Source organism: Pleionea sediminis, assembly GCF_007570825.1.
Classification (GTDB): Bacteria; Pseudomonadota; Gammaproteobacteria; order Enterobacterales; family Kangiellaceae; genus Pleionea; species Pleionea sediminis.
Genome location: NZ_SUNB01000001.1, coordinates 790,965 through 807,045 on the forward strand (window position 1 = coordinate 790,965; position 16,081 = coordinate 807,045).

The following is a 16,081-nucleotide window of genomic DNA, read 5'->3' on the forward strand; positions in this document are numbered from 1 at the left end:
GCACTTCCTTTTTACACCAATGATTTTTCAATCGTATGCAGGCTTCAACTTATAAAAGGGAATGCATCTCTGCCACCGAAATCTATTAGATGCGAGTCCCCATAGCCATAGAGATGTGAGTATCATTCCTAGATTAATAACTGTCGAGACATTTACCCCAAAAGAAATTTGATATTTAATCCAATGTAATATTGGAATGAGAAGTAATACTCCGCACAAACCAAATTGTAGAACGCGTCTGGATGATTTTGGGGCCTTAAGAGTTAAAGCTATAATAAGACCAAGTAACCAGACCATTAAAAATAAACTCATTGCTGAGGCAGATAAAAAAACACTAAAAGCGGCTCCTACGATAGCTAAAGGTAAGCCCCACACAACGCCAACCCACAAATCATTTATAAAACTTTCATGCTTGCGTTTTGTAAGCCAAATGTTCACACCAGATGCACACACAACCGTTAAACACAATCCTAGTAAAACATATAAAAGCTTGATGGGTAAGCCAGCAAAATGACCAAAATGAAGACGGTAAACAGAATAGGCAACTTGCCGCCCAATATCGCCATCGGACATTCCTTGGTGATTAATTAACTCCCCATTTGATTTAAACCGATACAATTCAGAATAAATTAACCGCTCAGGTAATCGCGCGGCAATTTCCAAAAACTGTTGTTCGGTTCCTTTGTTTTGAATGACGAAATAAATGGGTTCAGCTTTTGGCGCGTATTTTTCAAGATGATTTAACGCGGCTTGGTAATCAATATTACTGACTGACTGTGAAACTTCGGGATCAGCTCCATATACTGTATCGATAACCGCTTGTCGATTCCCATCATAAAAAGCACTTGCAGTCACAGCAACAAAAAGTCCGACTAAACCAATGAACGCACCCGTTAAGCCAATCATAATATAAAACGGTGTTCCCCATACGCTAAGTCGATTGTGTAAATCAGTTTGCGCTAATTGCAAGCTCCCATTTTTTCGCCACCGAAAAGCATCTTTAAATATTTTTGGATGAGCAAGAATTCCGGTAATGACCATACCGAACAATAGAGCGCCAAAGATTCCAACAATAATTAACCCGATAGTTTCCGGTAAATGCAAGCTGACATGGAGTTCTTTTAAAAAGTGGGTCCACCCCTCTTGGGGAGAGTCACCTAAGCTACCATCCCGGTTGATGAACCACTCTTTTCCATCTCCAGAAATGTGCATACGCGGTACCTCTTCCGTAGGTAGAACAACGTATAAGGATTCTGGAATAGACTCGACTCGTCGTTCGAACTCAGCAACGGAGACCGTTATTTGTTCCACACTATAGTCAGAATATTCTTCTACATCAGGCTGTTCCCAACGTTCAAACTCTTCAAATAGAACAACCAATGTCCCAGTAAAACAAATTAGAAACAATAAGGCACTAATTGATAACCCAAGCAATGAATGGCTAAGTAGTGACCGCTGAATAACTTGAGAGCTAAGAATATTTTTCATCACTCATCTCATGTTCGATGTTTAAAGGTTGTTGATTTTCAATTACAGAGATAACAACACAATTGAAAAAACCAAAATGCTAATCAAAGTAATAATGGGTTTAGACCTTTGCTCTATGGATAGAACCCAACAACATGCAAGCGACCAGAGAGCAGGAAATAAAAATGCTGAAGCGACTAAATTGTTGACTGATGTTCCCGGTAAGAATTTTGTCAGGACAAGACAAGCACTAACACTTGCTAACAGAGTTAAGCCAAAAGAAATTAGAAATGTTACGAAGCACTGAAAAATCTGTCGCATTGAAATTGGCTGTATTAAACGAGGTTTACAACTCCTCTTTCTGACATAACTACTTTTCAACGGTGATTCCGCACTCAAGCCAATGATAACCAGAGCTATAATGCCTGAAACGATAAACCAAATTGTGATGCCATACTCAGGACCAACAATCCAACCCCAAGACAATAAGCTAAGAACAAGCACACTGAAGCTGAATGATCTTAACCACAGTTTTGAAGGTTGCTTAGCTAACCAGGTCTTCCATAGTGCACCAACGGCCAAACTATTTAATAGAAGCGGTAATGTCCAGGTCATCTTTATTGACTCTTTTTTATTAATTAAAAAAGAGCGCAAGTCGAACTTGCGCTCAAGCGCCCACGGGGTTGAGGACTAAAAATGGTAACGTAAATTGGCTGTGACCGTTCGTTTTTGCCCATAAAAACAATCACCTCGATCCAAACATGCAGTAATCGTCGTTTTATCAGTGACATTATCAACGTTTAAACTCAAGTCGAATGCATCAAACTCATAACCTAACAACAAATCAAATAAGAAATACGAGTCCGTTGTATAAGGCATTGGTGTATTTTCGATCATCGTTAAAAAGTTTGTTTTACCCACATAGCGCATACCTCCGCCCAATTTAACGCCTTCCCAAAAAGTATCAGGCCGATAAGTTGTCCAGACAGAGAGCATTGTCTCCGGTACAGCGTTTATATCTAAATCATTTTCATCTTGCGCTTTGCTTAATTGGGTAAAGCTGGCATAAACATCTAAGGTATCCCATTCTAATTGCGCCTCTAATTCAATTCCTTTGATTGAGGCTTCACCAACCTGTGCCAATTGGGGTTGGCCATCAACAATAATTTGTTTGATACGATTTTTTTCAACGGTATCGAATGCCGCGAAAGTAATTAAATGTGCAGAGCCTAAAGGTTGATATTTAATACCAACTTCTCTTTGCTCGCCTTCTTTTGGTTTCAGTAGATTTCCATTAGCGTCAACACCGGAAATTAAGTCAAAAGATTCTGAGAAACTAATATAAGGATGAATTCCATTATTAAAGGCATGCATAATACCTATTCGTCTTGTTGTAACGGAATAATCGTTTTCTGGATTTTTATAACTTCCAGTTTTTGCATCATCTTGCCGCATTCCTAACGAAAGGATCCAATGCTGATCGAGTTTCATTTGATCTTGTAAGTAGACTCCAGTCTGCTCCAAAGTGCCCGCGGAAAAACTATTAAAATCAGGCTCTACCGATAAATCAATCAAACCATATTCGGGATCATAAACATCGAGAAAACCACCTTGGCCAAATGCAAATAACGTTGCTTCAGATAAATCAACGGTCTGATAATCTAAGCCAATCACAAAATCATGACTAACCGTCCCCATATTGAATTGACCATGTAAGCGCAAGTCCGATGTTAGCGACTCAGCTTCTTTGTCAGCCATATAAATCGATCGCAATAAATTACGATTATCAGCTTGAAGCGCAAACGGATAGGCATACATGGTTCGATATTCAGCCTGGCTATCCATATACCGTGCCGACCAATGCGCACTCCATTCGCCATCAATATCATAATCGAGAATTGAGGTTAGTGATGTTTGCTCAGTATCGTATCGATCGAAGCCTGGCTCACTCACAAAACGTTCAACGGGAATTTGCCCAAAAGGGGCAGGACGAACAGTTCCAATATGCGGAAAAAATTGTGTACTCGACCCGGATTCATTTTTTTGATAATTCGACAATAGCGTCCATTCGGTATTGCTACCTAAAAAGAAAGTTACCGCTGGCGATATTAAGGTAGTGTCATCATCAACAAAATCCGTTTGCGTGTCGCTGGCTCGAGTCATCCCGGTGACTCTCATTAAAACTGACGCATCGCTGTTGACAGCTCCGGTATAATCAAATGCCAACTGACGTCGGTTAAAATTTCCAATTTGTGACCAAACCTCAGCGGCAGTCTCTGCTTCAGGACGTTTACTTAAAAGATTTACGATTCCTCCTGTCGTTCCCTGACCATATAGCACTGATGCAGGACCTTTTAGAATTTCTATTTGACCAAGAGAATAAGGATTAGGGCGTGTATTGTTGTAATACCCATACAGCATTTTCATACCATCTAAATACTGTACTGGCGACACCGCACGAACAACGGACCAATCTCCTCGAGTATCAACTCCAAACGGACCATTGAAAACACCAGACACGTAGCCCAATGCATCTTGAACAGTCTCCGCTCCTAAATCCTCGATTCGCTGTTGCGTTAACACCGACACCGAAATCGGTGTTTCTATAATTGGAGTTTCATCTTTAGTTCCCGCAGCACTGACGTAAGCAATGGTGCCTCGTGTTGACACAACAGTAATCACTTCTCCATTTTGCAAATCGGATTGATCGGAGGAAGAACTCTCCTCTGCGTTTAATAATGATGCAGCAAACAGGCAGGCCAATAAGGAGACTCGCCCAGTGACTAATGAATTGATTTCTGACATTTTGAATTATCCTGGTGCATTAAACTGTTACTCATTCTACAAACACGGATCTTAATGATAATAATTCGCATTTGCAATAACAAATAACAGATTTGCTTTCCAAGACTTGTTCAAAATAAAGTGTATAAGTACTTACTTATCACAAAGGTTATTTTTAGTAACGGCTTTCGCGAAGCACTTGAAAATATCACGCTGTGATGACAGATAAGGAAGGTATTCAGGGTGCCATTGTACACCGACTATAAATCGTTCTTTATGCTCGATTGCTTGCACAAATCCATCAGCATCTCGAGCTGTGACAATAAGATCGTCCCCCAGCTTTTTTACCGCCTGATTGTGCAAACTATTAACCACCAACTTTGAGGGAGTAACACAATGACCGAGTTGGCTCTCCTCTGAAACTTCCACTTCTTTCACGGGAAAAGCGGTGTATTTGTTAGGTGTCATTTTGCGATCGGGCCGAATGTCAGAGTACAAAGAACCCTTCGCTACAATATTAAGTAACTGTGAGCCACGGCAAATTCCTAAAATTGGTATACCCGATTCAAGATAGTTTTCAAGCATGGTCATTTCGAGTCGATCACGCTCAGGATCATATCGACTACGTTCATTTTCCGGGTCACCGTAATGTTCCGGATGAATGTCATCTCCACCACTAATAATTAAGCCATCAATTTCTTGATCTAATTGAGGTCCGCCGGGATAAATATAAATACCTTTTAAACCAACTAACCACAGATTAAATCGAATAGCCCACCACCCCACTGGAAAACGTTTGCGAGGACCAGTCACTGCTATGAGCGGTTTTTGATGTTCCATAACAGGAATCCATATTTAATGAGTATCAAAATTGAGAATCACTCACTTGTTATATCTAGCTTATAAAACCAATCTACTCCAGTTCACTAACAAATTCCTCGCAACGCTTAATCCATTGGCCATCAAGTGCACGTGTAAAACGCTGATAATCCTCGCGAAACTCTTCCATGAGATGTTCAAGTTTGTCAGGTTGATTCGCAAGTGCTTCAACCTTTAACCAATAACTCCAGGGCTCTTGTAAATTCCACTGAGTATTATCAATGTCACAATTGGGTAAGCGGTAATGTAGCGTCGGTCGAGACTTGATAAGCGCCTCTTCTTTTAATCCCTTTATCCACTCTTTATCGAAATGAGCAAACAATGGAAGCCAGTCAAGACTACGATTACGCGTTGGATTGAACTCAAGATAATCTTTAATAAATGTTTCTTTATTTGGAGAATATTCAGGATTGACCACTTTCAAAATGTAATCTTTACCAAAGTGATCAATATAAGGAGTTATTTTTCGAACTACATCAATCTTTTCTTTTGCGTAAATCCAATCGTACAAGCACAAGTAAGCTTGCATAAATCTTACTAACGTTGAGGCTTCAAAATCAGGCAGTTCCGGATTTAAATGCAAACCAAATGCATACCGCATGGCGTGTCTTGTGCCGAGAGCACCTTTATTGCGAAGGCACTTAATCATATTTTCAAGCTGATGCAATTCACTTATTTTTACAGGAGGAGCAACGACCTCCCAAGGAACCAATTGTTCTGCTGCAGACTTTAACAACCCCTCGGCAACTTGAATTAACTTGTCTTCTACCGTTTCTTCACTTGATGGCGTCACTATTTTTTGCAGCAGTTGAGCATCCAATTCAACGGTAAAATCACCGAAATCGGTATCAACAACGGAATATTCAAAAACTGAGCGTTTTTCTACTTCGCCGCCAAAGTTATCGGTGATGCACGCCAGAATATCTTCCGGTTCGCAACCCGAAAACTCTAACTCAATGCCCACTTTACGTTCATTTCCTTCAACGTTTTTTATCCGAGTGGGCAACCAATTTTTTAGCGTTTCGATACTCAAAAGTACCTCGCTTAAGCTGTTAAGAAGTTGATTTTTTCAAACTGTATTTGAGTACGATGTAGCCCAAAATACCCGATACTAACGATCCAGCCAGTATCCCAAGTCGCTCATCATAAAGAGAATTAACACCCGTTTCTTCAAATGCTAACCCTCCGATGAATAGACTCATAGTAAAACCAATACCACAGAGCAATGAAGCACCATAAATATGCAAAATAGTAAGATCTTTTGGTAACTTTGTGATTTTAAACATCATACCCAAACCAATAAATAACATAATACCTATTTGTTTTCCAAACACCAGACCGCAGAAAATCCCCAATGAAATTGGATGTAAAAGATTCTCCAGACCAACATTAATAATAGGTACTCCGGCATTAGCAAAAGCGAATACAGGCAAGACAAAAAACGCAACCATGCCATGTAAATCGTGTTCTAAATCCTTGAGTGGCGAGACATTGGGCTCATTTTTATGTTTCATAGGAATAAACATAGCCATGACCACACCTGCCAATGTTGCATGCACACCCGACTTTAATAAAGCTGCCCACATGATGATCCCGACAATAAAGTACGGAGTAATATCGCTTACTTTTTTACGGTTAAGAGCGAATAAAAAGGCTGCTGCAATAATAGCGGTAACTAAAGCGGTCATTGAAAGGTTCGATGTATAAAACAGAGCAATGATTACTATCGCACCGATATCATCAAAGATGGCCAAAGCAACCAAAAACACCTTTAAGCTAACTGGGACACTCTTACCGAGCAGCATTAGAATACCTAACGCAAAGGCAATGTCGGTCGCAGCAGGAATTGCCCAACCTTTCAGTGCGACAGGATCACTCCAATTAAAGTAAGCATAAATTAAAGCAGGAACAACCATTCCGCCTATCGCACCCAAGCCGGGTAATATAACTTTATCAATCGATGACAGCTCACCTTCCCTAAATTCTCGCTTTAATTCCAAACCGACAAGCAAGAAGAAAATCGCCATTAATCCATCGTTGATCCACAATAACAGTGGCTTATCGATTTGAAAGTCACCCACACGAATTTCAACCGGTAATTGAATTAACTTTTGATAAAACTCATACAATCCGGTATTCGCAAAAATAAGCGCTAGGATAGCGGAGAAGAGTAATATTATACCACTCGCTGACTCGAGCTTTAAAAAGCGCTTAAATTCATCAATCACTTGCATCTTTATTCTTCCAATCTTCTTTTAATTATGAAAAACCATACTTTTTTTGATATCAATATCTCTGCTCATTATAGCCGATTTAAATGGCCACTGCTTACCATTCAATGAACTTTCCATCCCAGTCGACGTAAGCAAGCTCACCATCAAAAGGTAATTCAGAAAGCACCTTCAGTAAACGAGTTGCGACAAAATCAGGTGTAAATAACTTTTCTTTAGGTACATTTTTTTGAAACGGTTTTGACAAAGGTGTGTCTGTTGTTCCTGGATGAAAGGCAACCAACTTAACGAATTTATTTTTCCGATAAAACTCTATTGATGCGGTTTTGAGCAGCATATTTAAAGCGGCTTTTGATGCTCGGTAAGCATACCAGCCGCCTAATCGATTATCTTGGATACTGCCGATTCGAGCACTCAATACCACAATATGACACTCTTGTTTTGCCTTTATCAAAGAAGATAGATTCGATATCCAAATGAAAGGCGTGATTGTATTGATTGAAATAAGGTGAGATAAATTAGTGGCTGTGACATCTGCTAAAGATTTTTCAGGGAACGAAACGTCATCATGTAGCACACCGTTAAATATCATTATTTTTGAAATTCTATAAGATGCACCGGCTAAATACTCAATGACGGAAGCTATTGATGCTTCAGTATAGTCTGAAGTAATGTACTCAACACGATTATCCAAAAACAAAGATTCTCTGGTAGACCGGGTAATTGCAAAGATTTTCTCTACCGATTGCACCTCTACCATATGACGGATGACCGCTTGGGCGATATAACTTGAAGCACCGATAATAACGCAACAAGTGTCTGAATTCGTTTGATCCAACTTAAGTACCTATCTGGTTTAATACAATTAACAATTGATTATCATGATTTAATACGATCAATCCTCATTATAAGATCGTCATTTGCTATATTCTTAAGAGCTATCGACTTGATAGTTAATAAGATTATATTTATGGAGCTCCCATTTTCGCCCGACCCCTGTCTTTGCTTAATAAAGCCCTAAAACGTAAAAGAGTCCTTTTTTTAAAAAACTAAGAAACAAAATTACGTATTTCACTATGAAATGATGACTATCTAATGGAGATATACATCCCAATAATTAAAATTAACGCCTATATTTTCATCAACTTCACTTTGACACGATCCACCTACCTCTGGCGTAATGATTGCATCTTCTATAGAGAGTAAAGCTGAACTTGAGTCGACCAATATAGAAGCTCTAGGACCAATAAGCATAGAATTGGGCTCTAATGACCCAATCAAAGTCACAGCAGAAAGACGAAATAAACCAAGTTCGGCTCGACATGTAGTTTGCTTAACAGATTGAATGAAATCATCGTTAAGTAATTGTCATTTACCCAAAAAATAAAATTTATAATCAAGGGGAACAATATGACTTATAAAAGAACATTAACACCCGTAGAAAGATACTACGTCAGTTGTGATAACCATAAGCCACCACATAAAACACCTTGTCTTAATCAAATGATGCTGGAAGGTATTGGCGATTTCGATGAATCAAAATGGCAAAAAGCTGTCGAAATTGCTTCTCAGAAAAATCCCGGGAGTCGTTTGGTTCTTTCTGGAAAGTTGGGGTTCAGCAAATGGAAAGCCTCCAATAAACCTGCGCGTCTTCGTATTGTGGATGGCTCAAATTGGGACGGTATGAGTGATGCAAACTGTCCATTCCAAGGAGCAGCACTTCCTCCTTTCGAAGGTCCCACAACTGAAGTTGTGCTAATTAAAGGGAATCCCGCTCGAATCGCAGTTAGAACTCACCATGGTGCAATGGATGGACGCGGAACTCAAACCTTTATTGATGATGTTTTCCGAGTATTAAATGGCGAAGAACCTCTTGGAGAAAACTCCACGATCACTGATTTGGAATTAGCTAAGCAAATTAATGGTGGCGAACAAAGGTTTGGAGAATTTATACCCGACGATGCGATTCCTCCCACAGGAAAACCCGATGGCAACTCTCAGGGCAGCCACTGGATTCGACGACGCTTACCCGGCAAACACAAACAGGTACTTGCCAAAGCAGCTATTGCAATTTCTGAATTAACAAATCGCTTCGGCGAGTCCAATACGCGTATTCAATTACCGGTTGATATGCGTCCTAGAGCAGAAGGCATTCGCTCGACTGGAAATTTGACGGGCACTATTATGATGAATGTAAATCCTTCAACGACTCCGGATGAGTGGGATAATACTATTCGTCAATTGATAGAGGAACAACGCGAAGCTGAACTACCAAGATTTGCTTCCAGTATTCCTTTAAATTGGTTCGGCTGGCTGCCTTTATCATTAATGAAATACGCCAATAAAAAATTATCCGTTAAGCGCTTAACGACAGGACTTTATCGAACTCACGCTATCATATCGAACTTAGGGCGATTGCCAATAAGCAATTATTCTGGAGGCGGTTTCGAAGCTAAGTGCGGATTCTTTATTCCACCTGAATTCGAAGCGACTGCGTTTTTTCTCACAATGTCTGGCTCTCCCGACGGGATCGATTTTGTTTTGCGTATTCCAAATGTGTTAGCAACAAATAACCGGATGGAAAAAGCTTTAGATTATATTCTGAGCAAATATAATATCGAGTCGCTGGTTGCGGCTTAATGCTATTTAAAAGTTAAACGAGTAAATTTTTAAAGCATTATAGTTTTAAATAGAAATGATACATTCGAAAAGTAAAAATATTTGAGCACACTCTATGTGTGCTCTTACTCAATTTAAGCAATATACCCTTTCACTTATCACTCATTATCTCGACAATTATAGAACTGAAAAATCCCGATAATCATCCACTATATATTCTCCATGAACATCTACATGATGAAATAAAGCCAATTTATCTTTTGCCAAAACAGCCTATACAACCACACCTTAACAACCTGCAACATTCAAATACTAGATTTTACTAGCCGTTGCTTTTTGCAAAAAGTCCCAAAATATTAGAAATCAAATGAATCCGAGATAAAAGCAATGATCAGGATCGACAGATACATCATGCACTAATTTAAATCACTATTGAAAATTAAAACAAGAACATAGTTCACATTGGTGCATAATTAAAACTCGATTAAAAACCCTTAATGTGAAGTAGTTCAACAACAAACAAATATCATCTCTAGTCACAACAAAATAACAAGTCTTTATAAACGAGTAATAATCCTATTACTTAATTTACAAACAAATGAGTCACCATAAACATTCATTAAAATAAAAATAAGTATTGTGTTAACAAATTAAAAACATGAACCATTACAGTATTTTTCTCATATTAGGCTCAAGAAGTTATTAAAATAAAATTAATACAAAATTGTTACTAACAATCCACCTGACATTTTTAATGAATTTAAACAATTCTATTTAACTCCAGTAGTGATTGCCGTGTTTAATCTGCGATCTTTTGACAAATAAAAGCCACTTATCAGCAAACCTTAGCATAGGTCAATTGTTAGACTGAAATCGATTATACAAATAAAACAAATTAGACAAGTAACACAACTAATAAAGAACGAACTGAACACATTGAGTAGGGCAAATGGGTAGCTTGATGTTTCAGAAAATAAGAAAAACGAGGCAGATAATGAACACCTTAAATACAATTCAAACCATTCCGATCTTGATATTACCTTCAATCGCTCATGAGAGACTTGAGGTCTCCTTCAGTCGACAGAAAGAAAATTTCCGAAAATGGTGCAAGCACCAAAATTGATCACTTGAGTTATTTTCAAATTCTCAACTGAACAATTGAATTGATCTAAAAGCGAGAGTCACTTCTTTCAAATTATGAGTCAATTTGTGCATCGATCTATCGATGGCATCTTGAGTTGTAAATTTGTATCAATTCAGATTTCGATAATTAGTTAGCCAACGGAGTATCTCAATTAAGAAGTATTGGCTTATCAATATAAACCAGGCTGTTGTAAGGCCGACTTCATAAAGGAACATAATGCGAGGTAAATAATGAAACAGAATAACTCAAAATTAGAAGCTAAGTACGTACCACTCAATAAATTGTCTTTTAAACAAGTTCTTGGTATGTATCAAGTTTTTGTAAAATACTACGAAAATGTTGAGCAAGAAGTTTTCATTAATGACATGAGCGAGAAAGAAGGAATCATTATCCTCACCGACAACAGCATTAAGAAAATCGTTGGATTTAGTACGCTAAAGAAAGTTCCATTAGATATTAATGGTAAAAAAGGAATTGGCTTATTTAGTGGAGACACCGTATTGGAACGTCAATACTGGGGTGATCGTTCACTACACACCAAGTTTCTTCACTATATAGTTAAACTTAAAATATCGAACCCTCTTACTCCTGTGTATTGGTTACTTATCTCAAAAGGTTACAAGACTTATTTGCTAATGGCGAATAACTTTGTTGATTACTATCCCCGGGCCGATCTTTCAAACAGCAATTCAGCCACAATAAAAAACAAACAATTAAAAAGTGTAGTCAGTAATTATTGCGAACAGTTATTTCCTAAGGCCTTCGATCAGCAGAATATGATTTTGGACTTCGGAGAAAACAGTCAGCATCTAAAAGACAATGTGGCGGAAATTACCAAAGAAATGCAGCAAAAATATCCAAAGATTGATTTCTTTGTAAAACGCAACCCAGATTGGCATCGAGGTACAGAACTTCCTTGTGTTGGAGAAATATCTTTTAAATTATTTGCGAGTTATATCGGAAAAATGTTGAAGCGGCGCAAGCCTGTAGCTCCCAATAAAGAAGTGGCAGCAAATTGGAGATAGCATAAATGGCGCAGATTGCTACTAAGGGTTTTAGTCGACTGGCAAATAAACTGTCAAAGATAACCAGCTACGCTGGTTATCGTCGGTTTACTTCTGCAATGAAAGACGTTGAAAGCTCTCAGACAAGCCGGCTGAAGAATATATTACAGTCCGTACAAGAAACTAAAGTAGCAGACGACTATGGACTGACTGGAGTTCTGTCTTTATCGCAGTTCAAAAATAAGATACCTGTAACGGAATATCATACTTGGTCACCCTATATCGAAGAGCAACGATCGACTGGATCGTCGATACTCTCCCAATCGCCTTGTGAACGCTATCAACCCACTAGCGGTTCAACGTCAGCGATAAAATGGATTCCATATTCTGACGCATTTCTGGGTGAACTCGATCAGGCTATTTCTCCTTGGATGTGGGATTTATATCAACAGTTTCCAGGTATGTCTCGTGGGCGTCATTACTGGTCACTGTCCTGGATTCCAGGGTCATTGCGAGAACAAATCAGTGGCAACGTTAATGATGACTTAAAGCTCTTGTCTTCTTGGAAGCGCATTTTTATGTCAGCACTAATGACCGTTCCTGACGAAATATCAAAAACACAAACGTCCGAGCAATCATTATTTGCGTCGCTTTGCTACCTTGCGGCGGATCAGTCTCTATCGGTTATTTCGGTATGGAGCCCGACATTCGCAATTAATTTGCTTAATGGACTTTCACGATTCAGGGAACAAATTTCAGAAACTTTAAGAACGGGTACATGGAGCATTTACTCCAACGAGTTACAGTTTTTAAAACCACCAAAATCAAAATATGGAGCCAACGTATTAACAGAGTGGAATGGCGAAATTGATTCGATAATAGTCCATTTATTGTGGCCATCGCTTTCTGTAATCAGTTCATGGGACACTTCCACATCTGCGATTTGGGCTGAACAGCTTCAAAAGATTTTTCGAGGAGTAAAGTTTCAAGGAAAAGGGTTATGGTCAACCGAAGGCGTTGTTACCATTCCATTTCAGGGAAAATATCCATTAGCCGTTAATAGCCATTTCTATGAGTTCATGGACCTTCAAGACGATAAAGTTTACACCTCATGGGAATTAAAGAAAGGTCAGATTGTAAAGCCACTATTAACCACCGGGAGTGGATTGCTGCGCTATGCGATGAAAGACCAAATTGAAGTTGTTGACTTTATTCAACAAACCCCCTGCTTCCAGTTCCTCGGAAGAATGGACGGTACTGATATGGTAGGTGAAAAGCTAAGTGGCGCTTTGGCGAGTGATCTCCTGGCAAAAACTGCCAATAAACATCGTGAAATAAAACCGATTAGTTTAGTCGCCGTACCATCAGTAACATCTGAACAGCCTTATTATCTTTTGTTGTGTGATCGATCAGAAACCCACGAAAGTCAAGCAGATGCAGTAGCAAATGAACTAGAGGCCGAACTCAATAATCACTTTCACTATCAGTTGGCAAGAGATCTTAATCAGTTAGGTCACGCTCGTTGCCTGATTGTTGATGATGCCTGGAAGCTCTATGAAGATAGATGCCGTCGTCGGGGCATGGTGGTGGGCAACATTAAAGTTGAACCATTAACACTGTGGGACAGCGAAATTCCTGACGCTTTTAAAAACGCTCGTCAGTCAATTACCGAAGAGCAATCAAAATATGAAGGTTCATCTATTGGTATTAAATCAGACATAATGGTTGGTGCATAAATGGCCTCTAACTTTGAACTTCGACAAGCAACTGAAAACGATACGGGCATTATTAGAGATCTCATTCATGCGACTCCGCAAGATGGAGATTTGCTCATTAACTTTGAACGAGAGCCCAACTTTTTTGACGGCACAAAAGTAACAACATCTAAACCAGATGTCTGGCTGTATTATGACAATATAAAAAAACAGCTGGGCGGCGTCTTTAGTTTTGGCTCTCGTGAGGTTTATGTTAATGGGGCTCGAAAACAAATCCGTTATGCAAACGACTTAAGGATCCACTCCGACTATCGAGGTTCGAGAAGCTTATTAAGAATGTTCAATCAAGTTAAGAAGCAACTGAACGATCGTGAGTGGATGCAAACGGTCATTTTATCGGACAACCAAGCTTCGTTATCAACTGTTGGTAGCGGCAGAGCGGGCCTTCCAACTTATTATCCTTACGGTAAAGTAGCAACTCATATGCTCTATGTATCTGGAAAGAAACCAGAGATCAATAACGGTATCAATATTAGGCTCGCTAAGCCTGACGATATTAATGCCATGCAGCGATTTTTCAACAAAGAAGCCCCAAAAAAGCAGTTTTATCCTCACTATGAGTTTAATAATCTGAAAACAGAAGACAGTTATTACAACAATCTTTCAATTGAAAACTATTTTCTCGCATTCAATGGTTCAGAAATTGTTGGCATATGTGGTTTCTGGAATCAAAAAGAATTCAAACAAACACGTTTTCTTGAGTACCGGGGTAAAATGCGATTATTACGACAAGTAAATAATGTTTACTCAAAATTATTTGGCGGAATCCAATTACCAAAACCTGGAGACACATTAGACTATATCTCACTTCATACCATTTTGGTAAAAAACAACAATCCAGGTATTTTCAGCAGCCTTCTTAGACGCGCCTACAATCATTTTTGTAGCCAGCCGATTAGTGCCATAGTTACCGGGTTAAGTATTGACGATCCATTAAGTGAAGTCTACAAAAAATACAGAAAGCAAACGATTTACAGTAACCACTTTTTAATGAGTTACGAGGAAGATCCACGAGAGACTTTAGATAGAGAAAAAACGCTCTACCTCGAAATATCACGTGCATAGACTGGATTAAATGGAATAATTTAGCTAACAACCCTATGAAAAGGCGATAAATAATGACAACTAACAGTATCGTTTTTAAACCAATACCACAACAACGCGACTATGTTGCTATGTGGTTTGAAGCCAGAAAAGAATTTGGTATTTCAGATTCAATGAATGTTGCACGTCTGAACCTAAAGGATAACAGTGCGGTATGGCAGACTTTTCCTCATAGTAAGATGGATGGCTTAGGTGGCATGGCAACTCTCATGCGCAATGCCGGTTATCCGAGTCGCCAGTTACCAAAGTCATCAGAAAAAGAAAAACCAAGTTTTTGGCAACTTATCAAACTATTATTTAAGCAACCTAAACCTCTCGCAGCAAAAACAATACGTTGGAAAAAAAGATACAATATAAGAAGCTCAACAGATGGTGAGATTGCGTACGATTTTCTCAGTTCCGATGAAACAAACAGAGTAAAAAAATTAGCTCGAGCTAACCGAGTAACATTGAATCATTATGTATTATGGGCACTCAATAGAGCCATTGCGACTCATTTATTAGATGAATATCAAGATTATTACTGGTTATACCCAGTGAATCTTCGTGGCCCTTTAAATTTCAATACAGATATTTTCAACTACTCATCATCAATTAATCTTTGTGTTAATAACACTATGACACCCAAGAAAATACAAGAGCGGGTTAAAGAACAGTTGAAAGCGAAGGCTTATTGGATTAACTGGTATATGGCCAACATAGGTCGATTGGTCGGCATGTGGGGCATTAAAAAAATTTATCAATTCATTAGTAAACGACAATTTTTTGCCGGTTCATTTAGCTTTTTAGGGCAGTGGCCACTAAACGATCACGATAACCCACCTAAAAATCCCGATGAAATGTGGGTAACCTGCGGAATTGGAACTCGAAACTATCCAGTTTCAACAGGCGTTCTTTTGTGGTACGACCGATTATCGCTAGGAATCAAACTACATCCCAGTATTTGTAAAGATCATGAAATAACCAAGCAGTGCCTTTCAGATTGGAAGAAGTTATTACTCGAAGGTAGTGAACTCCAAAAAACAATCTCAGAAAGCCTTAAATATTCGCAGTAAACAATAGGCTTTATTAACA

At 38.9% G+C, this 16,081-nt stretch carries 13 protein-coding genes; 5 read left to right on the forward strand and 8 right to left on the reverse strand.

Translation table 11 applies throughout. The annotated features are described in order from the left end of the window. Window positions 1-27 precede the first annotated feature (27 nt). From FAX86_RS03070 to FAX86_RS22145, 8 genes are all read right to left on the reverse strand, one after another. Complete coding sequence (locus FAX86_RS03070; protein ID WP_144391864.1) at window positions 28-1,488, reverse strand: PepSY domain-containing protein; 1,461 nt, start codon at window positions 1,486-1,488, stop codon at window positions 28-30. 42 nt (window positions 1,489-1,530) lie between these two features. Continuing rightward, on the reverse strand, window positions 1,531-2,082 hold the full coding sequence (locus FAX86_RS03075; protein WP_144391865.1) for a hypothetical protein: 552 nt from the start codon (window positions 2,080-2,082) through the stop codon (window positions 1,531-1,533). Between the two features lie 75 nt (window positions 2,083-2,157). After that, window positions 2,158-4,272 carry a TonB-dependent siderophore receptor gene (locus FAX86_RS03080; RefSeq protein WP_144391866.1) on the reverse strand — a complete coding sequence of 705 codons (2,115 nt, stop codon included), beginning with the start codon at window positions 4,270-4,272 and terminating at the stop codon, window positions 2,158-2,160. Between the two features lie 132 nt (window positions 4,273-4,404). Then, window positions 4,405-5,091, reverse strand: coding sequence for a gamma-glutamyl-gamma-aminobutyrate hydrolase family protein (locus FAX86_RS03085; protein ID WP_144391867.1), 687 nt, complete (start codon window positions 5,089-5,091; stop codon window positions 4,405-4,407). Between the two features lie 73 nt (window positions 5,092-5,164). Beyond that, entirely contained in the window at window positions 5,165-6,163 is a 999-nt protein-coding gene (locus FAX86_RS03090; RefSeq protein ID WP_144391868.1) for an amidoligase family protein, read from the reverse strand. Between the two features lie 19 nt (window positions 6,164-6,182). Further along, entirely contained in the window at window positions 6,183-7,364 is a 1,182-nt protein-coding gene (gene nhaA, locus FAX86_RS03095) for a Na+/H+ antiporter NhaA (RefSeq protein ID WP_144391869.1), read from the reverse strand. A gap of 94 nt (window positions 7,365-7,458) precedes the next feature. Continuing rightward, window positions 7,459-8,199: an SDR family NAD(P)-dependent oxidoreductase gene (locus FAX86_RS03100; protein WP_144391870.1), complete on the reverse strand. Its 741-nt coding sequence runs from the start codon at window positions 8,197-8,199 to the stop codon at window positions 7,459-7,461. 254 nt (window positions 8,200-8,453) lie between these two features. Beyond that, the gene (locus tag FAX86_RS22145; protein ID WP_164503439.1) at window positions 8,454-8,615 is read right to left on the reverse strand and encodes a hypothetical protein; all 162 of its coding nucleotides are present in this window, start codon (window positions 8,613-8,615) and stop codon (window positions 8,454-8,456) included. Window positions 8,616-8,771: 156 nt separating this feature from the next. Here FAX86_RS22145 and FAX86_RS03105 point away from each other — a divergent pair, with 156 nt between their 5' ends. The 5 genes from FAX86_RS03105 (at window position 8,772) to FAX86_RS03125 (ending at window position 16,062) form a co-directional block, all read left to right on the forward strand. Beyond that, a complete protein-coding gene (locus FAX86_RS03105; RefSeq protein WP_144391871.1) occupies window positions 8,772-10,001 on the forward strand; it encodes a peptide synthetase in 1,230 nt (409 codons plus the stop codon). A 1,353-nt stretch (window positions 10,002-11,354) separates the two neighbouring features. Further along, the gene (locus FAX86_RS03110) at window positions 11,355-12,149 is read left to right on the forward strand and encodes a hypothetical protein (RefSeq protein ID WP_246128489.1); all 795 of its coding nucleotides are present in this window, start codon (window positions 11,355-11,357) and stop codon (window positions 12,147-12,149) included. 5 nt (window positions 12,150-12,154) lie between these two features. Beyond that, complete coding sequence (locus FAX86_RS03115; protein WP_144391872.1) at window positions 12,155-13,864, forward strand: GH3 family acyl-acid amido synthetase; 1,710 nt, start codon at window positions 12,155-12,157, stop codon at window positions 13,862-13,864. Continuing rightward, window positions 13,865-14,968, forward strand: coding sequence for a hypothetical protein (locus FAX86_RS03120; protein ID WP_144391873.1), 1,104 nt, complete (start codon window positions 13,865-13,867; stop codon window positions 14,966-14,968). A 53-nt stretch (window positions 14,969-15,021) separates the two neighbouring features. Next, on the forward strand, window positions 15,022-16,062 hold the full coding sequence (locus FAX86_RS03125) for a hypothetical protein (protein WP_144391874.1): 1,041 nt from the start codon (window positions 15,022-15,024) through the stop codon (window positions 16,060-16,062). Window positions 16,063-16,081: the final 19 nt, after the last annotated feature.